23 protein-coding genes are annotated in these 23,930 nt (G+C 28.1%); 6 read left to right on the top strand and 17 right to left on the bottom strand.

The window, feature by feature from the left end:
* Positions 1 to 13 precede the first annotated feature (13 nt).
* Both ACTG46_RS06380 and ACTG46_RS06375 read right to left on the bottom strand, forming a co-directional pair.
* On the bottom strand, positions 14 to 1,597 hold the full coding sequence (locus ACTG46_RS06380; RefSeq protein ID WP_479923777.1) for a YifB family Mg chelatase-like AAA ATPase: 1,584 nt from the start codon (positions 1,595 to 1,597) through the stop codon (positions 14 to 16).
* A gap of 30 nt (positions 1,598 to 1,627) precedes the next feature.
* A complete protein-coding gene (locus ACTG46_RS06375; RefSeq protein ID WP_054276292.1) occupies positions 1,628 to 1,972 on the bottom strand; it encodes a YraN family protein in 345 nt (114 codons plus the stop codon).
* A 184-nt stretch (positions 1,973 to 2,156) separates the two neighbouring features.
* On the opposite strand from ACTG46_RS06375, the gene ACTG46_RS06370 reads away from it, so the two are divergent.
* From ACTG46_RS06370 to ACTG46_RS06345, 6 genes are all read left to right on the top strand, one after another.
* On the top strand, positions 2,157 to 3,317 hold the full coding sequence (locus ACTG46_RS06370; RefSeq protein ID WP_479923776.1) for a sensor histidine kinase: 1,161 nt from the start codon (positions 2,157 to 2,159) through the stop codon (positions 3,315 to 3,317).
* Complete coding sequence (locus ACTG46_RS06365; RefSeq protein WP_479923775.1) at positions 3,310 to 3,954, top strand: response regulator transcription factor; 645 nt, start codon at positions 3,310 to 3,312, stop codon at positions 3,952 to 3,954. Before ACTG46_RS06370 ends, ACTG46_RS06365 begins: the two co-directional genes overlap by 8 nt.
* Before the next feature lie 188 nt (positions 3,955 to 4,142).
* A complete protein-coding gene (locus tag ACTG46_RS06360; protein WP_407963598.1) occupies positions 4,143 to 5,078 on the top strand; it encodes an ABC transporter ATP-binding protein in 936 nt (311 codons plus the stop codon).
* A gap of 13 nt (positions 5,079 to 5,091) precedes the next feature.
* Complete coding sequence (locus tag ACTG46_RS06355; RefSeq protein WP_479923774.1) at positions 5,092 to 6,189, top strand: ABC transporter permease; 1,098 nt, start codon at positions 5,092 to 5,094, stop codon at positions 6,187 to 6,189.
* 2 nt (positions 6,190 to 6,191) lie between these two features.
* Complete coding sequence (locus ACTG46_RS06350) at positions 6,192 to 7,256, top strand: ABC transporter permease (protein WP_479923773.1); 1,065 nt, start codon at positions 6,192 to 6,194, stop codon at positions 7,254 to 7,256.
* Positions 7,257 to 7,496: 240 nt separating this feature from the next.
* Positions 7,497 to 7,994 carry a CarD family transcriptional regulator gene (locus ACTG46_RS06345; protein WP_054269761.1) on the top strand — a complete coding sequence of 166 codons (498 nt, stop codon included), beginning with the start codon at positions 7,497 to 7,499 and terminating at the stop codon, positions 7,992 to 7,994.
* Between the two features lie 174 nt (positions 7,995 to 8,168).
* Here the strand turns inward: ACTG46_RS06345 and ACTG46_RS06340 are convergent, their stop codons facing one another.
* From ACTG46_RS06340 to ftsY, 15 genes are all read right to left on the bottom strand, one after another.
* Entirely contained in the window at positions 8,169 to 8,417 is a 249-nt protein-coding gene (locus ACTG46_RS06340) for a hypothetical protein (RefSeq protein ID WP_054269760.1), read from the bottom strand.
* 65 nt (positions 8,418 to 8,482) lie between these two features.
* On the bottom strand, positions 8,483 to 9,499 hold the full coding sequence (locus ACTG46_RS06335; RefSeq protein ID WP_054269759.1) for an alpha-hydroxy-acid oxidizing protein: 1,017 nt from the start codon (positions 9,497 to 9,499) through the stop codon (positions 8,483 to 8,485).
* 57 nt (positions 9,500 to 9,556) lie between these two features.
* The gene (locus tag ACTG46_RS06330; protein WP_054269758.1) at positions 9,557 to 10,324 is read right to left on the bottom strand and encodes a ribonuclease HII; all 768 of its coding nucleotides are present in this window, start codon (positions 10,322 to 10,324) and stop codon (positions 9,557 to 9,559) included.
* A 68-nt stretch (positions 10,325 to 10,392) separates the two neighbouring features.
* Positions 10,393 to 12,585 carry an adenosylcobalamin-dependent ribonucleoside-diphosphate reductase gene (locus ACTG46_RS06325; protein ID WP_167640560.1) on the bottom strand — a complete coding sequence of 731 codons (2,193 nt, stop codon included), beginning with the start codon at positions 12,583 to 12,585 and terminating at the stop codon, positions 10,393 to 10,395.
* 428 nt (positions 12,586 to 13,013) lie between these two features.
* Positions 13,014 to 14,306 carry a branched-chain amino acid transport system II carrier protein gene (gene brnQ, locus ACTG46_RS06320; protein WP_479923772.1) on the bottom strand — a complete coding sequence of 431 codons (1,293 nt, stop codon included), beginning with the start codon at positions 14,304 to 14,306 and terminating at the stop codon, positions 13,014 to 13,016.
* Positions 14,307 to 15,455: 1,149 nt separating this feature from the next.
* Positions 15,456 to 16,748: a branched-chain amino acid transport system II carrier protein gene (brnQ, locus tag ACTG46_RS06315; protein ID WP_074178887.1), complete on the bottom strand. Its 1,293-nt coding sequence runs from the start codon at positions 16,746 to 16,748 to the stop codon at positions 15,456 to 15,458.
* A gap of 390 nt (positions 16,749 to 17,138) precedes the next feature.
* A complete protein-coding gene (gene ylqF / locus ACTG46_RS06310; protein WP_054269754.1) occupies positions 17,139 to 18,035 on the bottom strand; it encodes a ribosome biogenesis GTPase YlqF in 897 nt (298 codons plus the stop codon).
* Positions 18,036 to 18,353: 318 nt separating this feature from the next.
* Positions 18,354 to 18,704 (bottom strand): 50S ribosomal protein L19, encoded by a 351-nt coding sequence (rplS, locus tag ACTG46_RS06305; protein WP_021383988.1) that lies wholly within the window; start codon positions 18,702 to 18,704, stop codon positions 18,354 to 18,356.
* A gap of 184 nt (positions 18,705 to 18,888) precedes the next feature.
* The gene (gene trmD, locus ACTG46_RS06300) at positions 18,889 to 19,584 is read right to left on the bottom strand and encodes a tRNA (guanosine(37)-N1)-methyltransferase TrmD (protein WP_054269753.1); all 696 of its coding nucleotides are present in this window, start codon (positions 19,582 to 19,584) and stop codon (positions 18,889 to 18,891) included.
* An 8-nt stretch (positions 19,585 to 19,592) separates the two neighbouring features.
* Entirely contained in the window at positions 19,593 to 20,108 is a 516-nt protein-coding gene (rimM, locus tag ACTG46_RS06295) for a ribosome maturation factor RimM (protein WP_054269752.1), read from the bottom strand.
* A gap of 109 nt (positions 20,109 to 20,217) precedes the next feature.
* Positions 20,218 to 20,445: a KH domain-containing protein gene (locus ACTG46_RS06290; protein ID WP_054269751.1), complete on the bottom strand. Its 228-nt coding sequence runs from the start codon at positions 20,443 to 20,445 to the stop codon at positions 20,218 to 20,220.
* 63 nt (positions 20,446 to 20,508) lie between these two features.
* Positions 20,509 to 20,781 (bottom strand): 30S ribosomal protein S16, encoded by a 273-nt coding sequence (gene rpsP, locus ACTG46_RS06285; protein WP_054269750.1) that lies wholly within the window; start codon positions 20,779 to 20,781, stop codon positions 20,509 to 20,511.
* Positions 20,782 to 20,819: 38 nt separating this feature from the next.
* Positions 20,820 to 22,172 (bottom strand): signal recognition particle protein, encoded by a 1,353-nt coding sequence (gene ffh / locus ACTG46_RS06280; protein ID WP_021383940.1) that lies wholly within the window; start codon positions 22,170 to 22,172, stop codon positions 20,820 to 20,822.
* The gene (gene ylxM, locus ACTG46_RS06275) at positions 22,169 to 22,537 is read right to left on the bottom strand and encodes a YlxM family DNA-binding protein (protein ID WP_003419333.1); all 369 of its coding nucleotides are present in this window, start codon (positions 22,535 to 22,537) and stop codon (positions 22,169 to 22,171) included. Before ylxM ends, ffh begins: the two co-directional genes overlap by 4 nt.
* Positions 22,538 to 22,639: 102 nt before the next feature.
* Positions 22,640 to 23,914, bottom strand: a complete 1,275-nt coding sequence (gene ftsY / locus ACTG46_RS06270) for a signal recognition particle-docking protein FtsY (protein WP_074178886.1) — start codon at positions 23,912 to 23,914, stop codon at positions 22,640 to 22,642.
* Positions 23,915 to 23,930: the final 16 nt, after the last annotated feature.

Here is a 23,930-nt window from a genome sequence, read left to right as displayed (position 1 = left end):
CCACCTCAAAAACTTATTTAAAATAACTATAATAAGCCTTTCTAAATGAAAAAGCTTCTATAATACATTGCGAATTTATTGTTTCTATCTCTTCCAAATCCGCTATTGTTCTTGCCATTTTTAAAAGTTTTGTATAACTTCTACTACTGAGATTATATTTATTAAATATTGTCTCAGCTGTTTTTGAAGCTTCTTTTTCCAATTTACAATATTTTAATAAATTAGAAGCTTTAATTTCACTATTATTTTTTATATTATCTTTCTTAAATCTATTTATTTGTATTTTTCTAGCATTTTCTACTCTTCTCTTTATTTTTTGAGAACTTTCTTCTTGTTTTGAAGAATTAAAATCAACATATTTTATAGAATTAACTTCTACGAAAATATCAAACCTATCTAATAATGGACCTGATATTTTATTTATGTATTTATCAATTTCATTACTCCTACATCTACATTCTATGTCTGACATATAATAACCACAAGGACATGGATTCATAGCTGCAATTAATAATACCCTACAAGGATACTTTGTACTATATTTCACTCTAGATATATTTACATAGCCATCTTCTATGGGTTGCCTTAAAGTCTCAAGTATTTTTCTATCAAATTCAGCTATTTCGTCTAAAAATAATATCCCTCTATGTGCTAAAGCAACTTCTCCAGGCCTTGCATCTATTCCACCACCAATTAAGGATTGCTTTGTAGTTGTGTGATGAGGTGCCCTAAAAGGTCTATTATCAATTATTCCTTTAGTTTCATCTATCATTCCTAATATGCTATAGACTTTACTTACTTCTATCATTTCTTCTATACTTATATCTGGTAAGATTGTCCTTATCCTTTTTGCAATCATAGTTTTTCCTGAACCTGGAGGTCCAATCATAAATATATTATGATTACCAGCTGCTGCAATTTCTGCACTTCTCTTTACAAAGTAGTTTCCTCTTACATCTTTAAAATCTTCATCATATTTACTCTCTTTTATACTATGAACTTTTGTATGTTTATAATCTTTATAGGTGTCATATCTTTCTAATTCATCATTCAAAAAAGACATTATCCCTTCTTTATCGACTTTTATTTCTTCATTTAAAAATTCAATACATTCATTTAAACTTTTAACAGGTATTATATCAATTTCATCTATAAATAAACTTTCTCTTGTATTCTCAATTGGTATAAAGATACGTTTTATATTTTGATTTTTCGCCCCTATAATAATGGGCAATATACCTCTTACTTTTCTTATTTTTCCATCTAATGACAACTCTCCTATAAACATACTTTCTTTTATGTAATTTTCGTCTTTTTTTATTAATCCTCTTAAAAGACCTATACTTATAGATAAATCTAAAAAAGCTCCTTCTTTTTTTATATCTGCTGGGGATAAATTTACAACTATTCTTGTATTTGGAAATTTATATCCACTATTAAGAATTGCTGATTTCACTCTTTCTCTTGCCTCTTTAATTTCTTTACTTGGCAGACCAACAATATTAAAACTAGGTATACCATTACTTATATCAACTTCAACCTTTACCAAAAAACTATCTATTCCTACTAAATTACTTGAATTAATAATACTTAACATTTTTAATCCTTTCAAAAAACTTTATATTTTTTAAAAAGCATTCATTATATGATTTACTCTCTTTTCCAATAAATAGACCTCTATAATATCAAACCTTATTGGAGTATTATGTAATTTTTTTTTCATAATATAGTACTTTGCAACCTCAATTATCTTTTTTCTCTTTTTGAAACCTACAGATTCGCAAGGATATCCATACTTTATATTGGACCTTGATTTCACCTCCACAAATACAATCTCATTACCTATATTTGCAATTATATCGACCTCTCCTGTCTTCAATCTGTAGTTTTTTTCTAATATCTTTGCTCCTTTTGATAGCAAATAATTAACTGCTATTTCTTCTCCAAAATCACCTTTTTCTTTATTATTCATTATTCACTCCAATACATTAAATTTTTACTTTTAAATTATTGTCAGTATACAATTTAACTATTCAATCTTTCGAGATTGATTTTATTTCCATTAACATTAATAAATACTTCTATTGACTTTATTCTTTTATGATATTATGCTAGTTTTCATGAGGAAAGTTTATTTTTATGGAGGAATGTCTTTAATGAACAGAAAAAAATTATTTATTTTTATACGATATTTATCTCTATCTATATTACTTGTAAGTTGTTTGAGTAATTCTGAACATACATTGTATCCAGTTATAACAATGATTATATTGTTTCTAATAATAAATAATCAAGTTAGATTTTTTTCTTTATCAAATGAGAATAAATTTATACTTATTTCTTATTTTTTAGAGCTTATTTTAATTTTTATATTATGTTCACATACAAATACTTTTAATTCACTTTACTTTGTTTCTTTAATTTTGGATGCCTCATTTTTAATAAAGAAAAAATATAAATACATATTATTCTCTTTAGTTATAATATCTTCTTTTATTATTGGTTTAGATAAAAATTTATATTTAGCACTAGAATCAAGTTCCATATTACTAATTATAACTCTACTTTCTATGTATCTAGAAAACGAGAATTTATCTAAATTATACAATCAAAGTCTTTATGATAAACTCAGAGTTTCTAAAGATGAACTAAAAAAAGCTAATGCTGATTTAGAGATTTATGCAAGTTCTATAGAGGAATTAGCAATTTTGAAAGAAAGAAACCGTATATCTAGAGAAATACATGATAGTGTTGGACATTCTCTTTCTACAACGATAATCCAATTAAATGCTATAGAAAAACTCTTAAAAGACAAACCTCTCATTTCTGATTTAGTACATGAACTTAGAGAATTTGTAACTGAAAGTTTTCAAGACGTAAGAAAAGCTATATCTGAACTAAAACCTGTTGAATATGAAAATTACCAAAATTTAATTAAAATCAAAGAACTGGTTGAAAGCTTTATTAAGCTTACAAATATCAATGTCAGATTAACTATATCAAAAAATACTTGGAACCTATCTAGAAATCAATCTATCACTTTATATAGACTTGTTCAGGAATCGCTTTCCAACGCATCAAGACATGGAAAAGCAACTGAAATCAGAATCTTTATAACATTTAATACTTCAAATCTTATAATTACTATAAGTGATAATGGTCTAGGGTGTAACAATATAAAAAAAGGAAATGGACTTAGCAGTATTAGTGAAAGAATATATGAATTAAATGGCAAAGTTGAATTTGATAATTCTAACACTGGGTTCACAATTAGAGCGTCTTTTCCTAAATTTTCAGGGGGTGATTTTTTTGAATAAAATCAAAGTTCTTATAGTAGATGATGAAAAATTAATTAGAAAAGGTCTTAAGATTATTTTATCATCTTATGACGATTTAGAAATTGTAGGAGATGCTTCAAATGGATATGAAGCATTAGAGTTTTGTAAAACAAATGATGTAGACATGGTTCTTATGGATATTCGAATGAAGGTTTGTGATGGAGTTCTAGGCACAAGACTTATAAAAGAATATGATAGCTCTATAGCATTATTAATTTTGACAACCTTTAATGATGATGAGTACATAAAGGATGCTATGAAATTTGGAGCTTCAGGATATCTTTTAAAGGATAGCTCGGATGAAGTATTACATGAAGGGATTCGTTCCTCGTTTTTTGGCAATATTGTACTCGATAAAAGTGTAGCTGAAAAAATTATGTCCCCTGAAAAAACTATAGAACAAGAATATATTTCTGATATGTATAATTTAACACAAAAAGAAATATCCATAATTAGATTAATCGCAAATGGACTTAACAACAAAGAAATCAGCCAAGAATTATTCTTATCTGAAGGTACAATAAAGAATAATATTACTAATATCTTAGGTAAATTAGAACTTCGTGATAGGACTCAACTAGTTATATTTGCCTTCAAAAATAAAATTGTAATATAAATATATAGGTAAGAAATCTATACCCTAAAAAATTTCTTACTCACAAACTCATTTATAATAAATAAAAATATAAAGTGACTTAAGTCACTTTTTTTAGTGACTTATAGTAATAGAATTATGATTCATAATTCTTTATTATAGTATTATAGATTTTTAACTTATACAAAATTATTTTGGGAGGGATTATTATGGATATAGTAAGAGTAAATAATATAACAAAAAGATTTAATGATAAATTAGCACTTGATAATATCAGTTTTTCTGTTAAAGAAGGAGAGATATTTGGACTTATTGGACCAAATGGGGCTGGTAAATCTACACTTATAAATATAATTACAAATCTTATGTTACCAAATAGTGGCGACATCCAAATCAATGGTTTAGATTTGTCAAAAGATTATATAAAAGCAAAGTCTATAATAGGATTAGTTCCACAAGAATTAGCACTTATAGAAACCCTTACTCCTTTTGATAACTTAGAGTACTTTGGAGCTTACTATGGATTAAAGGGAAAATTGCTTCAAGAGAGAATAACTGAAGCCTTAGAAGTCACAGGACTTACTGATGTTAAAAAGAAAAAAGTCAAAAAATTATCTGGTGGTATGCAAAGGAGATTAAACATTGGAATAGCACTTTTAAATCATCCTAAAATATTAATATTGGATGAACCAACTGTAGGTGTTGACCCTCAATCGAGAAATCATATTTTCAATTTTATAAAAAATATATCTGAAAAACAAAAAACTACAGTAATATATACTTCTCATTACATGGAAGAAGTTGAGCATCTTTGTTCTAAGATTTTTATTATGGATGAAGGTAAAGAGATTGCTTTTGGAGATAATGATTATTTAAAATCATTAGTATCTACAAATACAAAATTAATTATGGAAATAAAAAATATAAATGCTCAACTTATATTTGATTTAAAAAATACTAAAGGTGTTATATCTATCTTAGAAAATAATTCCTTATTAGAATTAGATATAGACAAAAAATTACAGCTTACAGATGTGTTATCTGTTGTTGACAAAAACAACTCAAAAATAACAAGAATATCTTATGAAGAACCTAGTCTAGAAGACGTGTTTTTAAATCTAACAGGAAAAAATTTAAGGGATTAATGGAGGTGATTTTATGAAATTATACATTAGTGTAAAAACTATGCTAAAAGGTTTAAAAAGCTCCTTTATACTTAATTTAATATACTTCTTAGCCTTACCTCTAGTTTTAGCTGGTTTTCTTGGGATGGTGACAGAAAGTATGTTTCAAAATCCTATAAAAACAGATTTGGCATCAATTGTTATATATGACAAAGATAATACAAAGCTATCAAGTAATTTGACAGGATATTTAAAAAATGATTTATCTTCTATATTAACAGTTCAAAAAGATGATTCTAAGGCAGACTTAAAACTTACTATACCTAAAGAATATGAGAATAATTTATTAAATGAAAAATCAAATACTCTAAGTATAGAAAAACTTAAATCTAGTGATAATATTGCAATATTACTTCAAGATATTTTAGATACTTATCATGAAAAATTATATTTGAATAATTCTCAAAAATTAAGTTCAGAAGATTTCTCAAAATTATTTAATAAGAATTCTATTGATGCTTCTATAATAAAAAATAATGTTAAACAAAATTCTTATGAGTACTTTGCTTTAGTTTCTCTTGGATTCCTTGTAATAATTTTTATAATGAATAATATTTTATCAAATTATATAAATGAGTCAAAAGGACTTTCAAAAAGACTCTACTCTATGCCTGTAACTAGGGTACAATTCTTAATTTATGATTTTGTAGGTTTATGGATTTACTCATTTATATTCTTATTATTATATGTTTTATTTTTTAGAATACTTGGTATAACATTCAAAGGTAACTTTGCTATATTAACTTTACTTTGTGCTTTATCTTCTTGTTTTATGACTTCAATATCTACTTTTGTAACCGCCTTTTTTAGCAAGAAATATGGTACAGTTATAGTTTATGCTTTACTCTTCTTGCAAACAGTTTTTGGAGGTATCTTCAGCATGGTAAATGATGTGTTTACTAAGTTTACAAGTTTATCTCCTACTTATTTAATAGGAACATTGTTCAGTAATTATGAAATGTTTAAAACTATAGACTCAATAGGAAGTTTAATTTTCATATGCCTAATTGCATCTACAGTATTGATTGCACTTTCTATTATAAAAGAAAAATATAAGTGGAGGGAGGTTTAATAATGATTAGATTAATTATTGCAAACATAAAAAGATATATAAAAAATCATACTCTTTTAGTTAATATGGTCTTGTTTCCTGTTCTATTAGTATTTTCTCTTAACTTTTTTACTGGCAGCTCAGAAAATCAATCAGTGTACTTTTCTCCAGTAGCAATTGTATCTAATTCTTCTGGAAAATACGAACATAAGTTAATAGATAGTTCTAAATTAAAAGAAAACTCATTTGGACTTGACGAACAAGACAAAGCTATGAATCTATTAAAAAACAATAAAGTTTCTGCTGTCTTCATTTTAGATAAAAATTTTTCAAGCAATATAGATAACTTAAAACGACCTGTGGTTAAATGTTTTAAAACTGAAAATGGTGGAGGTAGTCTTTGGGCAGAATCACAAATAGAATCTTTTATTACTAATTCATTAAAATTAAAAATAGATGGAAATATAGATGATAAATTGACCAAGACAAATATAATTGATAACAGTCCAGATAAGAATAAAAATTCGTTTTTAATAGTTTTCTTAATATGTTATTTTATGTACATTAACGCAGCACATCTAGCTTCTGATTTATTTGCATTAAAAAAATCTAATACCTTAAAAAGACTTGTCTCTACAAAACATAATGATATAAAAATAATTTTCAGTATATTTTTAGGGTTATTTTTTACTCAAGCAATTGTATACACCTTAACTTTAGTATGTTTCACATTTACAAGAGATTTTAAGTTAACTCTAAATACATTGATGATTGTACTATCAAATAGTTTTGTTGCTACTGGATTCGTATTTTGGATAGCTAGAGTGTTTAAAAACGAGAGTTCTATAAGTCTTATATCTACATTTTATTCTTTAATAGGTTTAGCTATATCCATATCTAGCATGATACCATCACTTGATAAATTGTCCTTTATGGCTAATCTTTCAAAGCTTACACCATTTTATTGGACTATAGATGCTATTAATAATAATGGTAATATATTAATAAATATAATTGTTCTAATTCTTATTGGAATGGTATTTGTGACAGCTGGAAGTCTTAAATTAAGAGATTTTGCTAGAAATTAATACTTATTAAATCTAGTTAGTATGTTATTTTATATAATACTAACTAGATATTTTAATATATTAAATCATCTTATCTTATATTTTTATATCTAATTATATATCTCTATTATTCTAAACTTTTTATTATATATCATTTAATTTGACCTGTCAAGTATTTTATGATATAATATTAATTATTAGATAATTAAAGCATTGTACCCAAATTGCAATATCTAAAATTCAGTTTGGAGGTATAACCATATGTATGAAATCGGTGAAAGTGTAATGTATCCAAAAGAAGGAGCCTGCTATATAAGTGGTCTTGTAACAAAGGATGTAAATCATCATATACAAAAATACTATGAATTGACTGTTATTTACAATAGTAATCTTAAAATTTTGATTCCTGTTTTAAATGCTGATAAGATTGGTATACGTCCAGTTATGGATGAAAATGAAGTTGATAATTTTATACAATCCCTTGATAAAGCAGATTGTTTATGGGTTCTTGATAGAAAAAAACGACTTAAACTATACCAGGATAAATTTCACTCAGGAGATGTTTTCGAGATTGTAAAATTAATTAAGATGCTTATGATACAAGATAATTCAAAGCAACTATGTAGCACAGATAAGGATTTTCTAAATAAGGCTCAAAGATTTGCTTTGTCAGAATTGGCTGCAGCACAATGCAAATCCTACACAATTGTATTAGAAGAAATGAAAAACCATATACTAAATTCAAAAAATAACAATTAAATTAGTTTTATATACTAGTTTAATTGTTTAGTTATTCATATAATTACTCTATTCTTCCAAATCTTTTAATCTAAAATTGATAAAGATAGATTAATTAGATAGACATCTTTATTTAAATAAAAAGTCTAGGGGTAAATCATATTCTTGATTTTCCTCTAGACTTAGTAGTAAAACTTACTCTTTCTCAAGTTCTTTTTTCTCTTCTAATAAAACACTTAACTCATTTGCTTCTAAAATTTGTGCCTCTGCGATATCAAGTAACTCTTGTTGCCATTCCACACATTTATCTTTGTAATCAAAAGGTAGCGTTCTGTCAACTATGTACTTATCAATACAGCTCTCCGCACTTTTAATTATTTCTTTTCTTTCATTAATAAATTTTTCTAATTCTACTAAGGCTTCTTCATAAGCTTTTTTACTCATATAAATTCCCCCTTTGTACAATTATTCTACATTAAAATGATTTTTCCTCTTTTTTGTATAAAATTTTATTTGTATATAACTTTTCCATCAATATCTTTTATAGTTTGACATCCAGTTAATATCATAGAGCTACTTAGTTCTGATTGAAGCTTATTTATGTAAGTTTCTACACCATCAGTTGCTCCACCAAATGAAGCTGTCACAAAAGGTCTTCCTATTAATACTGCATCTGCTCCTAGACCTATCATCTTTAATACATCTAATCCTGTTCTAACTCCACCATCTGCAAGTATTGTAACTTTACCTTTAACAGCATCAGCAATTCTTGGTAGAACTTCACATGCTCCTGGTGTACAATCTAGTACTCTTCCTCCATGATTTGATACAACTATAGCATCTACACCTGCTTCAACTGCCATTAATGCATCTTCAACAGTCATTATTCCTTTCAATATAAATGGTAGCTTAGTAGCGTTTACCAATTCTTTTATTTGTTCAACATTTTTAGGAAGTACTGGTTTTCCATGTAGTGATAAAGTTACTAAACCACAAGCATCTATATCAACTCCAACTGCAAATGCACCAGCTTCTTCAGCTAATCTTATCTTTTTTATGATATTTTCATTATCCCAAGGCTTAATAAATACAATTCCAGCACCATTATACTTTTTAACTACATCCAAATTTTCCATTAAAAAAGCATCTACTGCTGTATCTCCAACCATTGCATAAATCCCACTATTAGCACATCCTGCAACTACTGGTTCTATGTAATCTCTTTCATTAATCTTTCCACCCATATTCAATGTAGTTCCTGTTACTGGAGCTGCAAATATAGGTGAACTCATTTTTTTTCCAAACATATCTATAGATGTATCAGGATTTGAGACATCATGTATTACTCTCATATTCACTTTTACTTTTTCTAAACTCTTACTATTTTCTATAAAAGAAGAACCACTTCCTTTACCTCCCATACCAGGAACTTCCCCTGCACAAACAACTCCATTACAAACTTTACAAACTTTACAACTTCCATTTAAATTTTCTCTAGCATTTTTTAATAATTCATTATACTCCATCTTTAATCCCCCATTTATTATAGTAATTTATATCATATACATTATATCATATTGTATTTACAGTATATTTTTCAAAAAACTTTTCCTATGTATAGGAGTTATTCCATGTTTTTCAATAGCTTCATAGTGTTCCTTAGTCCCATACCCTTTATGAGATTTAAAGCCATATTCTGGATATACTCTATCATATTGATACATTATACTATCTCTAGTAACCTTAGCTAATATACTTGCTGCTGCTATTGATATAGATTTTGAATCTCCTTTTACAATTGGATTTTGAGCTATATCAATTCCTGGTATTGTCGCTGCATCAACCAATAGATAATCAGGTGCTTGTTTTAAACAATTTATAGCTTTTTTCATTGCCATATATGTAGCATTCAATATGTTAAATTCGTCTATTTCTTCATTATTTACGATACCTATTCCATAGTCTAATGCTTCTTTTTTTATTACTTCAAAAAGTTCATCTCTTTTTGCTTCACTCAGTTTTTTAGAATCATTTACACCTTCTATTTTTGTGTCTTTTTTAAATACTACTACAGAGGCTACAACAGGTCCAGCAAGTGGCCCTCTTCCTGCTTCATCAATTCCTCCAATATATAAATAACCTTTATTATAACCTTCATTTTCAAATATATTTATGGTTTCTAATCTTTCTTCTTCTCTTCTAATATTATCTAATTTTTTAGCTAGTTTTATAGCTAGACTTTGAACAGATTTTCTGTCATCGACTCTCAGTAGTTCTATATATTGCATATATTTTTCTACTTCTAAAGTCTCAATTATTTCTTTAATCTCCCTCACGCTTTTATTCTGCATACAATTCCCTCATCTTTCATTTGTAAAAATATAAGTTTTAATATATTAAATTTTTGCTAATGCAAAGTTTAATTGCATCCACTATATCCACATTTTAAGCATATACTACAACCACCTGTGTGTGCAATTCCTTCACTTCCACACTCTGGACACACAAATTTCTCATCTTCTTCAAAATTTTTATTTACTATTTTCTTGGATTCTTCATCTTTATTATCTTTTTCTTTTTTATTATTTTTATAACATTCTTTTTTATTATCTTCTTTTTTATTATTTTCTTTATTGTTTTCTTCCTTTTTTTCATTTATTAAAATTCCACTCCTTTTGCATCCATCTCTAAATATTGTCACACCTTTAAGACCAGCCTCCCATGCCTTAATATATATATTGAAAACATCTTCAATTGTAGTTTCAAAAGGTATATTTATTGTAGATGATATAGAGGCATCAATATACTTTTGCCATACTTTTTGCATGTTTATCCTTTCTTCATATCCTATATTCATAGCAGTTACAAAAAAATCTGGTAAACACTCTTCATCTGTAATACCTTTTTTATCCATATATTCTTTAACAATTGGAGTATATACTTTATAATATACATCTTCATCATGCAAACTCTCAGTTTTTCTTATATATGAAAGATTAAATATTGGCTCTATTCCCCCACTAATTCCTATCATTGTAGATATAGAACCTGTAGGAGGTATAGTTAATAGTTGTGAGTTTCTAAGCCCATATTTTTTAACCATTTCCTTAGTATCGTCATTTAAATTTTCTATAAAAAACTCCGATTTAGAGATATTTTCATATTTATATTCACTAAAAGTTCCATATTCCTTAGCAATTAATGCTGATTGCTTTACAGCTTCATTCAGCATAGTCTTACCAATCAAATCACACAATTCTAAAGATTTATCAGAACCATATCTTATTCCCATTTTTATAAGCATGTCAGCTATACCCATTACACCTAGACCTATCTGTCTATATTTATGTACACTATCCCTTTGCTCTTGTAATGGATGTAAGTTTAATCCTTCATCTAACACATCATTTAAAGCTACTACAGCTTCTCTAACGCAAGATTTTAGTTTATTAATATCAAAGGTAGCATGTTCACCAAATGGCTGTATTACAAACTCTGACAAGTTTATTGAACCAAGGAGACAACTTCCTCCACTTGGAAGTGGCTCTTCTGCACAAGGATTTACTCCTGAAAAGCAAAAACTTTTATCTTCACTCATAAAATTATATGTTCTTATTTTGTCCCAAAATAAAATACCTGGTTCTGCATAATCCCAGTTATTTTTCACAAATTTAGTAAATAAATCATATGCATTTACTATCTTGACTATTTTTTCTCCAGTAGTTTCAACTTCAAAAGTACAGTTATAAAGTTTCTTTTCTTTTACAGCTTGCATAAATTCATCTGTTACTCTTACAGAAATATTTGCTTTAGTAACTTTCTCTAAGTCTGTTTTTATATCTATAAACTCTTCTATCTCTGGATGGTTTACATCCATAGAAATCATAAGAGCTCCTCTTCTTCCTCTTTGACCAATCAAACCAGTTGTCATGCTGTAAAGTTCCATAAATGAAACTGCTCCAGTTGTGTGTTTTGCAGCATTATTCACTTTTGCTCCTTTTGGTCTTAACTTTGAAATATCAATTCCAACTCCTCCACCATAGCTAAATGTTCTAGCAAGTTTTTTTGCAGTATCGAAAATATCTTCTATACTATCTTTTGGTGGCTCTATTACATAGCAATTAGAATATGTTACTTTTTTACCTTCTTTCTGCAGACCTCTATTTGCTAAAATTCTTCCAGCAAATAGAAATTTTTTTTGTCTTATTAATTTTGAGATCCTTGGACTGTTATTTGAGATTCTCTTTATCCATTCATCAAAACTCTCACCATTATTTCTATACTTGTTTTTCCATATTGATTTTTGTAATTCATCAAACTCCCACGCTTTGGTTCTTATTTCAGAACGTCTTTCTCTATATAATATGTAGTGTTTCGCTATATCTTTCCTATTTGATTCCATAAGCAATACTTCAACTATATCTTGTATTTCCTCTACAGATAAACACTTTTCCATAGAGTTATAGTCTTTAGCTATTTTTCTTGATATATCATACGCTAAATCTCTATCCACTCCACCTTCACTATTTATACTAGCCTTATAGACAGCATCTTCAATTTTACTTTTACTAAAAAGTTCTTTTGTACCATCTCTTTTTATTATGTACTTCATCTTTAGACCTCCAATAAATTAGTATTAAATTAATACACCTATTAACTATAATTCTAAACAAACTTTTTTATATGTTTGTATTTTTTCAGATTAATTATCTAACATAATATATATTATACTATTTTATATTCAATATAACACTCCTTATAGTTTTCTCAACTTGTAGAACACATTCTTGAAAAACTTTAAAATAATATAAAAAAGTATATAAAAGTCCAATTCTACTTTTATATACTTTATCTTTTTTATGTTTTTATCACTTTAACCTTCATTAATTAATAAATACTTAAATAGTAAATTCTTTATTTTTTCTTTACAAATATATGTGATGATATTTTACATTGACATTCCATATTTGTAGTAAATATAAAAAGGAATTGCCTATATAATTTAAAGGCAATTCCATAATTATCAATTATTATTTGTTACTATGCAGTTTTACTGCTTTTAGATGGAATAAAGTATCCTATTATTCCTGCTATTACAACTGGAACTATCCAGTTAAATCCTAATGAAGCAAATGGTAAGCTATTAACTAGAGGAATGTTTACTCCAAAGCTTGTTGCAACTGTTAATACACTTACTAATAATGCCATATATGCAGCACATTTGAATACATTGTCATTTTTAATTTTGTTACTAAATAATGCTAATATAACTAGAGTTATAGTTGCTGGATATACCATACTTAATATAGGAGCAGAGAATTGTATTATTGTACTTACTCCAAAGTTTGATATGATTGCACTAAACACACAAACTACTATAACTATATGCTCATATTTTAATTTTCCATCTGTAAGTGTTGAGAAATATTGACCAGCTGCTGAAGAAAGTCCTATAGCTGTTGTTAAACATGCTAATGCAACTATAATAGCTAATAAAACTTTACCAGTAGTTCCAAGTAAAGATGCTGTTATTGCAACTATTAAAGCTGTTTGTTGAACATCTTGTCCATATGCTTGAGATACAGTTGCTCCAAGATAACATAAACCACCATAAACTAGTGCCATACCTATTACTGCAATAACACCTGCACTTACTGTAGCTTTCATCTTTTCTTTTTCACCTGTGTATCCTTTAGCTATTACTGACATGATTATGATTGATGCAAATACACTAGCTGCTAGTGCATCCATTGTTTGATAACCTTGAGTGATACCTTCTGCAAATACATTTTGTATTAGAGAACTATCTCTTATTTCTCCTAATGGAGATATGATACCTTTAACTATTAATACTGCTAAAGCTATAAGTAAAGCTGGAGTTAATATTGACCCAACTATATCTACAACTTTTGATGGTCTTATTGTTAGAAGTAATACTATAGCAAAGAATACTATAGAGAATATTACTGGGCTTATTCCTGAACCTATTGTAGGTAATATACCCATCTCATAAGTTGTTGCTGCTGTTCTAGGTATTGCCAAAAGTGGCCCTATACAGATTACCATTGCACATCCTAATGCAATACTTAATCCTTTACCTGCTCTTGAGAACATCTTTGATGTATCTCCATTAAACTTAGTTGCTGCTATAACTGCTAATAATGCCAAACCACCATCTGCGAAAAGGAATCCTATGAAAGCTACTAGCCAGCTACTTCCGGATAAAACTCCTAGATATGGAGGGAATATTAAGTTCCCAGCACCAAAAAACATTGCAAATAGTGCAAATCCAATTACAATTACATCTTTAAACTTGATTTGTTTCTCACCCATTTAAAGCACCCCCATTTTGAATTTTACTACTTTACTGCTTTTTTACTACATTTTACTAAAAAATAAGTCCAATCTCTTCTTAAATGAAAACCTTTTGACGAGATTTTATTTAATTATACATTTTTGACTTAAACTTGTCAATTATGTTTCATAATTTATAAAATCTTCGCAATATTTAATACAACTTTCTTAATTAAATAAAATCAACCTGTATACTTTAAACATGATTGGTTTTTTATTTTTTCTCTAATTTTTCTTGACAAAATTAAAAATTCCAACTTTTTTGAATATTCTTAATTTTAGCATCATTTGAACTTTTCTTGATTTAACTTGTTTTATGTAATAGTGTATATCCCTCCTTCTATATTATATATAATTTTTTTAATTCAATTTAAATAATTCAATTTAAATTTTAAATATTTTGTGTTTATTATATAATTCTAAAAAAAAGACGTCAATATGATTTTTAATTTTTTAAATTTTCAAAATTATGATATTTAGAAAATCGTTTTCCTTTTATCATAACTCTTATTTACGTTAATTCTTGTAGTATTTTGTATTTATTTTGCTAAATCGATTTCTAATTTTACTAAATTATTGTTCTACATTCATAGATTTTCCACTTCTTTTCTATCTCTGAAATCGTTTTTTCTGAAAATTCCTTATTATGATTCGCAAGCTTACTTTTCTTCATTGTAATTATTTTCTAACTCCCAACTTACTTAAACTTTGCAGTTGCTTGTATCCACGTCGACACACTTATATTTCGAAATTAACTAAAAATTCTTAATATATACCTATATAAAAACAATTTAGTACTTTGCTTAATTAATTTATATATGCAAACACCTTAAATTTTATTTTATTATTTTATTATTGTCATAATTTTATTTATATAATATCTTTGTAAAAAACAGCTAATACTTATAACTAAACTTATAAAATTACTCCAAAGTTCTTTTTTTAACATCTAATATTGTTAAAAAATAAACTATATATTTTTTCCAATATTTTCTTATATTTGTTGTATAACAAAAGCAAACAATTAGTATAGAAAGAAAAAATAAAAGGAGTTATCTATATATAAATAATTTCATTTATTATAGATAACTCCTTTAGTTACAGGTTCATATTTTAATTGAATAAAGCTTAATTTGTTCCAAGTGTATTAGATTGACTCTTTGATGGTATAAAATTACCAATTATTCCAGCTATTATAACTGGAACCACCCAGTTAAATCCTAATGAAGCAAGTGGTAAAGAATTTACTATTGGAACATTTACTCCATAAGTAGATATAACTGTTAATATACTTACAAGCAGTGACATATATACTGCTCCTTTGTATACATTGTCATTCTTAATTTTTTCATTGAAGAATGCTAAAATTATTAAAACAATTGATGGTGGATAAACTATACTTAATATAGGTGATGCTATCTTTATTATAGTCCCAACACCAAAAGATGCCACTACCGCACTGAATACAGATACAGCTAAAACTATTTTTTCATAACTTAATTTTCCTTTTGTAAGTCTAGAGAAATATTGTCCTGTAGCAGATGTAAGACCTATAGATGTAGTTAAACATGCTAATGATACTACTATTGCTAAAATCGCTTTCCCAACATTACCAAGTAATCCTTGTGTTATATTTACTATTACTTGCGATTGCACTGCATCTGTTCCATACATTGTTGATACAGTTGCTCCAAGGAAACATAACCCTCCATAAACTAGAGCTAGACCTCCACAAGCAAGGACACCTGCTTTACCAATCATCTTTAACTTCTCACTAATAGAAGTATATCCTTTTTCATTTAGAGATACTATCAACACTGATGCAAGTGCTATTGCTGCAAAGGCATCCATCGTCTGATATCCTTGACCTATACCTTCTGCAAATACATTAGGTATCATAGGTTTATCGATTATCTCTCCAAGTGGAGATACAACACCTTTTATAATTATAAATGCTAAAGCTATTAGAAGAGCTGGAGTTAAAAATTGTCCAACTATATCTACGACCTTAGAAGGTCTTATTGTTAATACATATGATATCGCAAAATAAACTACACAGAATAATAACACTGGAATCGAAGTTCCAAATAGAGGCATCATACCCATTTCATAAGTTGTTGCACCTGTTCTTGGTATAGCTAGGAATGGTCCTATACATAAAATATCTGCACAACCTATAAGAATCCCTAATTTCATACCACATCTTTTAAACATCTCAATTACGTTTCCATCAAATTTAGCTGTAGCCATTACTGCTAGAAGTGCCAAACCAGCATCGGCAAATGTAAATCCTAAGAAGGCAATTAACCATTCTGGACCTGTAATTATTCCCAAATATGGTGGAAATATTAAGTTACCTGCTCCAAAGAACATTGCGAATAATGCAAATCCAAATACTATCATATCCTTGGTCTTACCCATTATAAAATCCCCCTTTTTAACCTTATTAAATTAATAAAATGCCTCAATTGTTTACGCTTGCATAAATAAATTAATTAAAACAATAAGAACTTATTATTAAATTAATAAAATTAAATAAATTAAATTTTTAATATATTGTATTGATTTGTGCTTATTATATATTATACGAAACAAGCAAGTCAATATACCAAAATTTGAAATAATCACATTCATTTTAATTTTCAAAAAATTAGGTATATTTGTCTTAAATTAATATTTTTAAAGGTTTTCTAATCTAATTTATACTTTCATATGACAATATTTGCCTATATTTAAAAAAAATAAAAAAAACCTTAAGGAAAAGGTTTTTTTTATTTTATAATGTTAAATTTTTTAACCTGGCTTTAAAATCTATCTTTTAACATTCTCTGGTATTTCTAATGTTATATTCCCTATTTTTCCATCTCTAAACTCATTTAAAACGGTTGTAGCTATACGTGCATAATCAAGCTCTTTTTTTCCTGTTATGAATCCTCTCTTATGACCAATCATATCCATAGTTTCAATTGGAGTTTCTCCTAGAGATTCCAATTTATATCTAGCTTTCAGATTCTCAGGTGCTATCTTCATAAGTTTCTCTATAAGTCTTAAAGCTAAAGTCTCAGTATCCAAAATTTCATCCTTTATAGCTCTACTAAAGGCTAAGTTTAGAGCGACTTCTTGGTCTTCAAACTTAGGCCAAAGTATTCCAGGTGTATCCAAAAGTTCAAGATTCCCTTTTAACCTAACCCATTGCTTCCCTTTAGTTACTCCTGGCTTGTCTCCTGTTTGAGTACTTTTTCTACCTGTTAATTTATTTATAAGAGATGATTTACCAACATTTGGGACCCCAACTATCATTATTCGTATAGCTCTTTCTTTTCTACCTTTATCTTTTAAATTGTCCATTTTTTCTCTAGTTACATTCTTACATTCTTCTATTATCTTATTTATACCAATTCCTTTTATTGTATCAACTGGTATAGCTTTTATGTTAATTTTTTTATAGTACTCTACCCATTGATTTAATTTATCTCTATCTGCCATGTCACTTTTATTAAGTACAACTACCCTTGGTTTATCTCCTACAAGCTTATCTATATCTGGATTTTTACTACTAAATGGTATTCTGGCATCTAATAGTTCAATAACTACATCAATCAATTTTAAATTGTTTTTTACTAACTCCTTAGTTTTTTTCATATGACCTGGATACCAGTTTATATGTAGATTGTCATCCATAAGATACTCTTCATATTCATTTGACATATATATCACTCCTTTAAAATATTATATTACTATTCCTTAATTATAATTAAAAAATAAATTTATTTAAATCACTGTATTGTCATGCTTTTAACATCATACTTTACATAATATTCTCTTCTTATTTTAATATTATTTCAAAATATAATTCAATATTTATCAATTTTATTTTTCATTTTAAAAGTTATAAATTCATAAATAAATAATGTATATTTCAACAAATAGTTCTATTTATTTCTGATATAATTATTGACTATAATTTTCATTAAAATAGAAAGAGGGCTGATAAATCAGCCCCCCATTTATAAGTAAAGTTTTTAATTATCTATTTCTAGCTTCTTTTATCTTAGCAGCTTTACCTACTCTACCTCTTAAGTAGTTTAGTTTAGCTCTTCTTACTTTACCTTTTCTAGTAACTTCTATTTTTTCTATTTTTGGAGAGTGAACTGGGAAAGTTCTTTCTACACCAACATTGAAAGACATTTTTCTAACTGTGAAAGTTTCTCTTGCTCCTCCACCTTGTCTCTTTAATACTACACCTTCGAATACTTGTATTCTTTCTCTTTTTCCTTCTATAATTCTAACGTGTACTTTAACTGTGTCCCCAGGTCCAAAATTAGGAACTTCATTTTTTAATTGTTCTTGCTCAATTGCTCTTAGCATTTCATTCATCTTTCTTCCTCCTAAATATCATAGACGTTCTTAACTACCCGACCAGTGTAAACAGAGGAACGCCCGTATTTTCAACATTTTATATTATACTATACTTCAATAGTTATTACAAGCACTTTTACGTTTTTAATTCCATTTATAGGTACTTTATTGTATACATGTATATTGATTACTTCTTGTATTTTTATTTTTCTTTAGATTTTCTATATAAGTCTAATCGTCTTTCTTTAGTTATTCTTATAGATTCTTCTTTTCTCCACTCATCTATCTTTTTATGATTACCTGATAAAAGCACTTCTGGTACTTTTAATCCTTCAAAATCTCTAGGTCTAGTGTAATGAGGATACTCTAACAAATTATCTTTAAATGATTCTTCTTCAAAAGATTCATCTTGATTTAATACACCTGGTATTAGTCTTGATATAGAATCTATCATTATAAGTGCTGGAAGTTCCCCTCCAGTTAGTACATAATCTCCAATTGAAATTTCATCAGTTACAATTAAATCGATTATTCTTTCATCTATACCTTCATAATGACCACATAGCAGTATTATATCCTCTTTGATAGACATTTGCTTCACTATAGATTGGTTGTATACCTTTCCTTTTGGAGTTAGATAAATTACTCTTGGATTATTTATATTATGAGTTGTTATTATATGCTTATACGTGTCATATATCGGTTGAGGAGTCATTACCATACCAGCTCCTCCTCCAAATGGATAATCGTCTACTTTTTTATGTTTATTATCAGAAAAATCTCTTATATTATATATATGAACTTCAATTACACCTTTTTCAACTGCTCTTTTCATTATACTCTCATTCATATATGAATTAAATATTTCTGGAAAAAGCGTCATTATATGAAATCTCATATTGCCACCTAATCTATCATTCCCTTAATAGGGTCTATAATCATTTTTCTGTCATCAATGTCTATTGTAGGTACAAATTTTTTTATAGCTGGTATCATGAATTCTTTATCCTCTTCACCTTTTATTACATAAACATCATTTGCAGAGTATTGAAGTACATCTTCTAACACTCCTACATATTTTCCGTCTACAGTTAAAACTTCCATACCAATCATATCTGCTATAAAAAATTCGCCTTCTTCAAGTTCTCTACTATCTTCCCTAGACACGTACATAAATTTATTTTTTAGTTTTTCTGCTTTTTCTATACTATCTATATCCTTTATCTTCATTATAACCATAGAACCTTTGTATCTTACCTTTTCAACAATCCACTTATTATTTAAATCTTTTCCTAGATAAAAATCTTTCAATTCATCAAATCTATCTATATCATCAGTAAGTGGATAAACTCTTACCTCACCTTTTAGACCTTGTGTATTTACTATTTGACCTATCTTAAAATGAGTTACTTTTTCTTTCATGTTATCACCTTCTTAAAAAATTTAATCTTATATACTCATATCATCATAAATTCTTAAAACTACATATAATTATATAAAAAGGACTAGGTATTATACCTAATCCTCCTATTTACACTATCTCAAGAGAAACTTTTACATTTTCTCTATTTGCAACAGATCTTACGACAGTTCTTATAGCTTTAGCTATTCTTCCCTGCTTCCCAATAACCTTACCCATATCATCTTGAGCAACTGTAAGTTTTAAGACTATACCGCCATTATCTTCAAATTCCTCAACGACAACTGAATCAGGATTATCAACTAGAGCCTTAGCTATATCTACAACTAGCTCTTTCATATATTTCATCTCCTAAAGTAACCTCAGCAATGAGTATTTACTTAAACTAATTGCTAAGAAAAATTATTTTGCTTGTTTAGAAGCTTCGAATTTTTCTATTACTCCATTTTTCACAAGTAATTTTTTAACTACTTCTGTTGGTTGAGCACCAGTAGTTAACCATTTTATAGCTTTTTCATCATTTATTTTTACTTGTTTAGGTTCAGAAACTGGATTATAGTATCCTATTTCTTCTATAAATTTTCCATCTCTTGGAGCTCTTGAATCAGCTACTACTATTCTGTAGAAAGGTTTTTTATTAGCTCCCATTCTTTTTAATCTTATTTTAACTGCCATTACAGTCACCTCCGAATAATTTTTACTTTTTTTATATTTTATTTAAAAAAAGGTAAACCGCCTAAGCCGCCCCTTTTCTTCATACTTTTTTGCGAACCAGCAAACATCTTCATCATTTTTTTCATTTCATTAAGTTGTTTTATAAGTCTATTTACATCTTGTACACTAGTTCCACTACCTCTAGCTATTCTTTTCTTTCTAGAAGCGTTTAATACTCCTGGGTTTCTTCTCTCATATGTAGTCATTGATTGAATTATGGCTTTAGTTCTATTCATTTCCTTGCCATTCAAATCTACATCTCCAAGTTGGTCTTTTACATTTCCCATACCAGGTATCATACCAATTATCTTGTCAAGAGGTCCCATATTTTGTATTTGTTCCATTTGTTGTAAGAAATCCTCAAAATCAAGTTCTTGTTTTTTTATTTTTTGTTCTAATTCTTTGGCTTTCTCTAAATCTATATTTTCTTGTGCTTTTTCTATTAAACTTAAGACATCTCCCATACCTAGTATTCTTGATGCCATTCTATCTGGGTGGAAAGGCTCTATATCATCTAGTTTTTCTCCCATACCCATAAATTTTATAGGTTTTTGTGTAACTGCTCTTATTGAAAGTGCAGCACCACCTCTAGTATCTCCATCCAATTTAGTTAAGACTACTCCATCAACACCAAGAGCTTCATTGAAACTTTCTGCAACATTTACAGCATCTTGTCCTGTCATAGAATCTACAACCAAAAGTATTTCATGTGGTTTAACTTCTGACTTAATTGATTTTAATTCATCCATAAGCACTTCATCTATGTGAAGTCTACCAGCTGTATCTATAATAACTAAATCATTAGCATTTTTAATTGCATGGCTTAAACCTGCCTTTGCAATATTTACAGGATTTTCTTTATCTCCCATATTAAATACGGGTATATCCAATTTTTCTCCAACAACTTGAAGTTGCTTTATTGCTGCTGGTCTATAAATATCACAAGCTACTAATAAAGGTTTCTTGCCTTGCTTTTTAAAATATCCTCCAAGCTTTCCTGCTGTAGTAGTTTTACCTGCTCCTTGCAGTCCAACCATCATCAAAATTGTAGGAGGTTTTGAGGAAATCATTACTTTACTTTGTACATCCCCCATTAAACTTGTAAGTTCTTCATTTACAATTTTAATTACATGCTGAGCTGGAGTTAAGCTTTGCATAACTTCTTGTCCAACACATCTTTCTTGAACTTTTTTTATGAAATCTTTAACTACTTTAAAGTTAACATCTGCTTCAAGAAGAGCAAGTTTAACTTCTCTCATAGCATTTTTTACATCTACTTCTGTAAGTTTTCCTTTTGATTTTAACTTACTAAATGCCCCTTGTAGTTTATCAGACAATCCTTCAAATATCATTTTATCATCTCCCTACATACATCTTCTATATTTTCTAGCTTAGGGATTAAATTAGCACAATCTCTATTGTGCAATAAATCTTCTTTAATGTCAATAATTTTATCTTTTATAATTTTAATATTTTTTTCCTGCTCCTGAATCTTAGATACTAAGTGTAATTTTTCTTCATAATCTCTTAGTATTTTTTCTGAACGCTTCAAAGTATCATACACACCTTGTCTTGATACATTCAGATTTTCACTAATTTCACCTAAAGAATAATCTTCTTCATAGTATAGAGCTACTATTTCTTTCTGCTTGTCAGTTAATAATTCTTTATATTGTTCAAATAACAATCCAATTTCGACCATTTTTTCTATATTCATATCTTACACTTCCTAGCAGTATACTGTAAAGGTTATCTACTTTACACTATTGTATTTTATATCATATAAACACTCTTGTCAACCATTATTTTTAAAAGAATACTAGTTACCAAATAATGCATCTGAAAATGATTTTGCATCAAAATCTTGCAGGTCTTCTACTCTTTCTCCAACTCCAATAAGTTTTACAGGTACATCTACTTCTGATTTTACTGCAAGTACTACTCCACCTTTTGCAGTCCCATCAAGTTTTGTAAGCACTATACCTGTTATGTCTGCAACTTCTTTAAATGTCTTTGCTTGAACGACTGCATTTTGACCTGTTGTTGCATCTACTACAAGAAGTACTTCACGTTTTGCCTCTGGAAATTCTCTATCTACTATTTTAAATACTTTTCCAAGCTCATTCATAAGATTAGCTTTATTGTGTAATCTTCCCGCTGTATCACATATTAATACATCTGTTTTTCTAGCCTTGGCTGCCTTTATAGCATCAAATACTACTGCTCCAGGGTCTGCTCCTTCTTGATGCTTTATTATATCTACATTCGTTCTATTTGCCCAAATTTCCAATTGCTCTGTAGCTGCTGCTCTAAATGTATCTGCTGCTGCTAATAAAACCTTTTTACCATCTTTTTTGTATTTATTTGCTAGTTTACCTATTGTAGTAGTTTTGCCAACTCCATTTACACCAACCATTAGAATTATACATGGTGCTGGTTCTATATCTAATATAGAGTTTTCATTTGTAAGAATCTCTTCTACTATAGATTTAAGCTCTTCTCTTACTTTCATAGGCTCTGTAATACCTTTTTGCTTTATTTTATCTCTTAGTTTTTCAATTATATCCATAGTTGTATTTACACCAACATCTGCTGTTATTAAAATTTCCTCTAAATCCTCAAGTAAATCTTCATCTACTTTTGTATATGATTTTAAAACCTCATCTATTCTATCAGTTATTCCTTGCTTTGCTTTTGTTAATCCTTGTTTTAACCTTTCAAACAAGTTAATCTTTTTTTCTTCTTTATCTTCCATCTCTTCAGATTCAGTTTCATCATTATGGCTTTCTAATTCTTCTATTTTATCTTCTTTAGAATCATCACTTAAAATAGTTTCTACATCTTGTTCATTAATTTTTAACTGGCCTTCTACTTTTTCATCTTGTTCAGTACTTTCATTAGTGGCATCTTCTTCGGTTTTTTCTTCAATATCTTCTATTTTATCTATAACTTCTTCTTCAAGGCCTGAAAAAATAGTTTCTTCTACATTTTCTAGGTTATCAATACTACTTTCTATTTCTTCTTCTGGCTCAGCATCCTTTTTTTCCAGTTCCTTTTCTTTGTCTTTTCCAAAACCAAATAATTTTTTTAACACTGTTCTTCCTCCTATG

The organism is Clostridioides sp. LIBA-7678 (assembly GCF_056716065.1).
This window is presented reverse-complemented; position numbering and strand designations above follow the sequence as displayed.

Excerpts from the sequence above, each read along its gene's own strand:
- rpsP (WP_054269750.1), bottom strand. The coding sequence starts at position 20,781 with ATGGCAGTTAAAATAAGATTAAAAAGAATGGGAGCTAATAAAAAACCT.
- brnQ (WP_074178887.1), bottom strand. The coding sequence starts at position 16,748 with ATGGGTAAGACCAAGGATATGATAGTATTTGGATTTGCATTATTCGCA.
- ACTG46_RS06370 (WP_479923776.1), top strand. The coding sequence starts at position 2,157 with ATGAACAGAAAAAAATTATTTATTTTTATACGATATTTATCTCTATCT.
- rplS (WP_021383988.1), bottom strand. The coding sequence starts at position 18,704 with ATGAATGAAATGCTAAGAGCAATTGAGCAAGAACAATTAAAAAATGAA.
- brnQ (WP_479923772.1), bottom strand. The coding sequence starts at position 14,306 with ATGGGTGAGAAACAAATCAAGTTTAAAGATGTAATTGTAATTGGATTT.
- rimM (WP_054269752.1), bottom strand. The coding sequence starts at position 20,108 with ATGAAAGAAAAAGTAACTCATTTTAAGATAGGTCAAATAGTAAATACA.
- ACTG46_RS06350 (WP_479923773.1), top strand. The coding sequence starts at position 6,192 with ATGATTAGATTAATTATTGCAAACATAAAAAGATATATAAAAAATCAT.
- ACTG46_RS06345 (WP_054269761.1), top strand. The coding sequence starts at position 7,497 with ATGTATGAAATCGGTGAAAGTGTAATGTATCCAAAAGAAGGAGCCTGC.
- trmD (WP_054269753.1), bottom strand. The coding sequence starts at position 19,584 with ATGAGATTTCATATAATGACGCTTTTTCCAGAAATATTTAATTCATAT.
- ACTG46_RS06375 (WP_054276292.1), bottom strand. The coding sequence starts at position 1,972 with ATGAATAATAAAGAAAAAGGTGATTTTGGAGAAGAAATAGCAGTTAAT.
- ACTG46_RS06325 (WP_167640560.1), bottom strand. The coding sequence starts at position 12,585 with ATGAAGTACATAATAAAAAGAGATGGTACAAAAGAACTTTTTAGTAAA.
- ffh (WP_021383940.1), bottom strand. The coding sequence starts at position 22,172 with ATGATATTTGAAGGATTGTCTGATAAACTACAAGGGGCATTTAGTAAG.
- ylxM (WP_003419333.1), bottom strand. The coding sequence starts at position 22,537 with ATGAATATAGAAAAAATGGTCGAAATTGGATTGTTATTTGAACAATAT.
- ACTG46_RS06335 (WP_054269759.1), bottom strand. The coding sequence starts at position 9,499 with ATGGAGTATAATGAATTATTAAAAAATGCTAGAGAAAATTTAAATGGA.
- ACTG46_RS06360 (WP_407963598.1), top strand. The coding sequence starts at position 4,143 with ATGGATATAGTAAGAGTAAATAATATAACAAAAAGATTTAATGATAAA.
- ACTG46_RS06290 (WP_054269751.1), bottom strand. The coding sequence starts at position 20,445 with ATGAAAGAGCTAGTTGTAGATATAGCTAAGGCTCTAGTTGATAATCCT.
- ACTG46_RS06380 (WP_479923777.1), bottom strand. The coding sequence starts at position 1,597 with ATGTTAAGTATTATTAATTCAAGTAATTTAGTAGGAATAGATAGTTTT.
- ACTG46_RS06330 (WP_054269758.1), bottom strand. The coding sequence starts at position 10,324 with ATGCAGAATAAAAGCGTGAGGGAGATTAAAGAAATAATTGAGACTTTA.
- ylqF (WP_054269754.1), bottom strand. The coding sequence starts at position 18,035 with ATGTCAAATGAATATGAAGAGTATCTTATGGATGACAATCTACATATA.
- ACTG46_RS06355 (WP_479923774.1), top strand. The coding sequence starts at position 5,092 with ATGAAATTATACATTAGTGTAAAAACTATGCTAAAAGGTTTAAAAAGC.
- ACTG46_RS06340 (WP_054269760.1), bottom strand. The coding sequence starts at position 8,417 with ATGAGTAAAAAAGCTTATGAAGAAGCCTTAGTAGAATTAGAAAAATTT.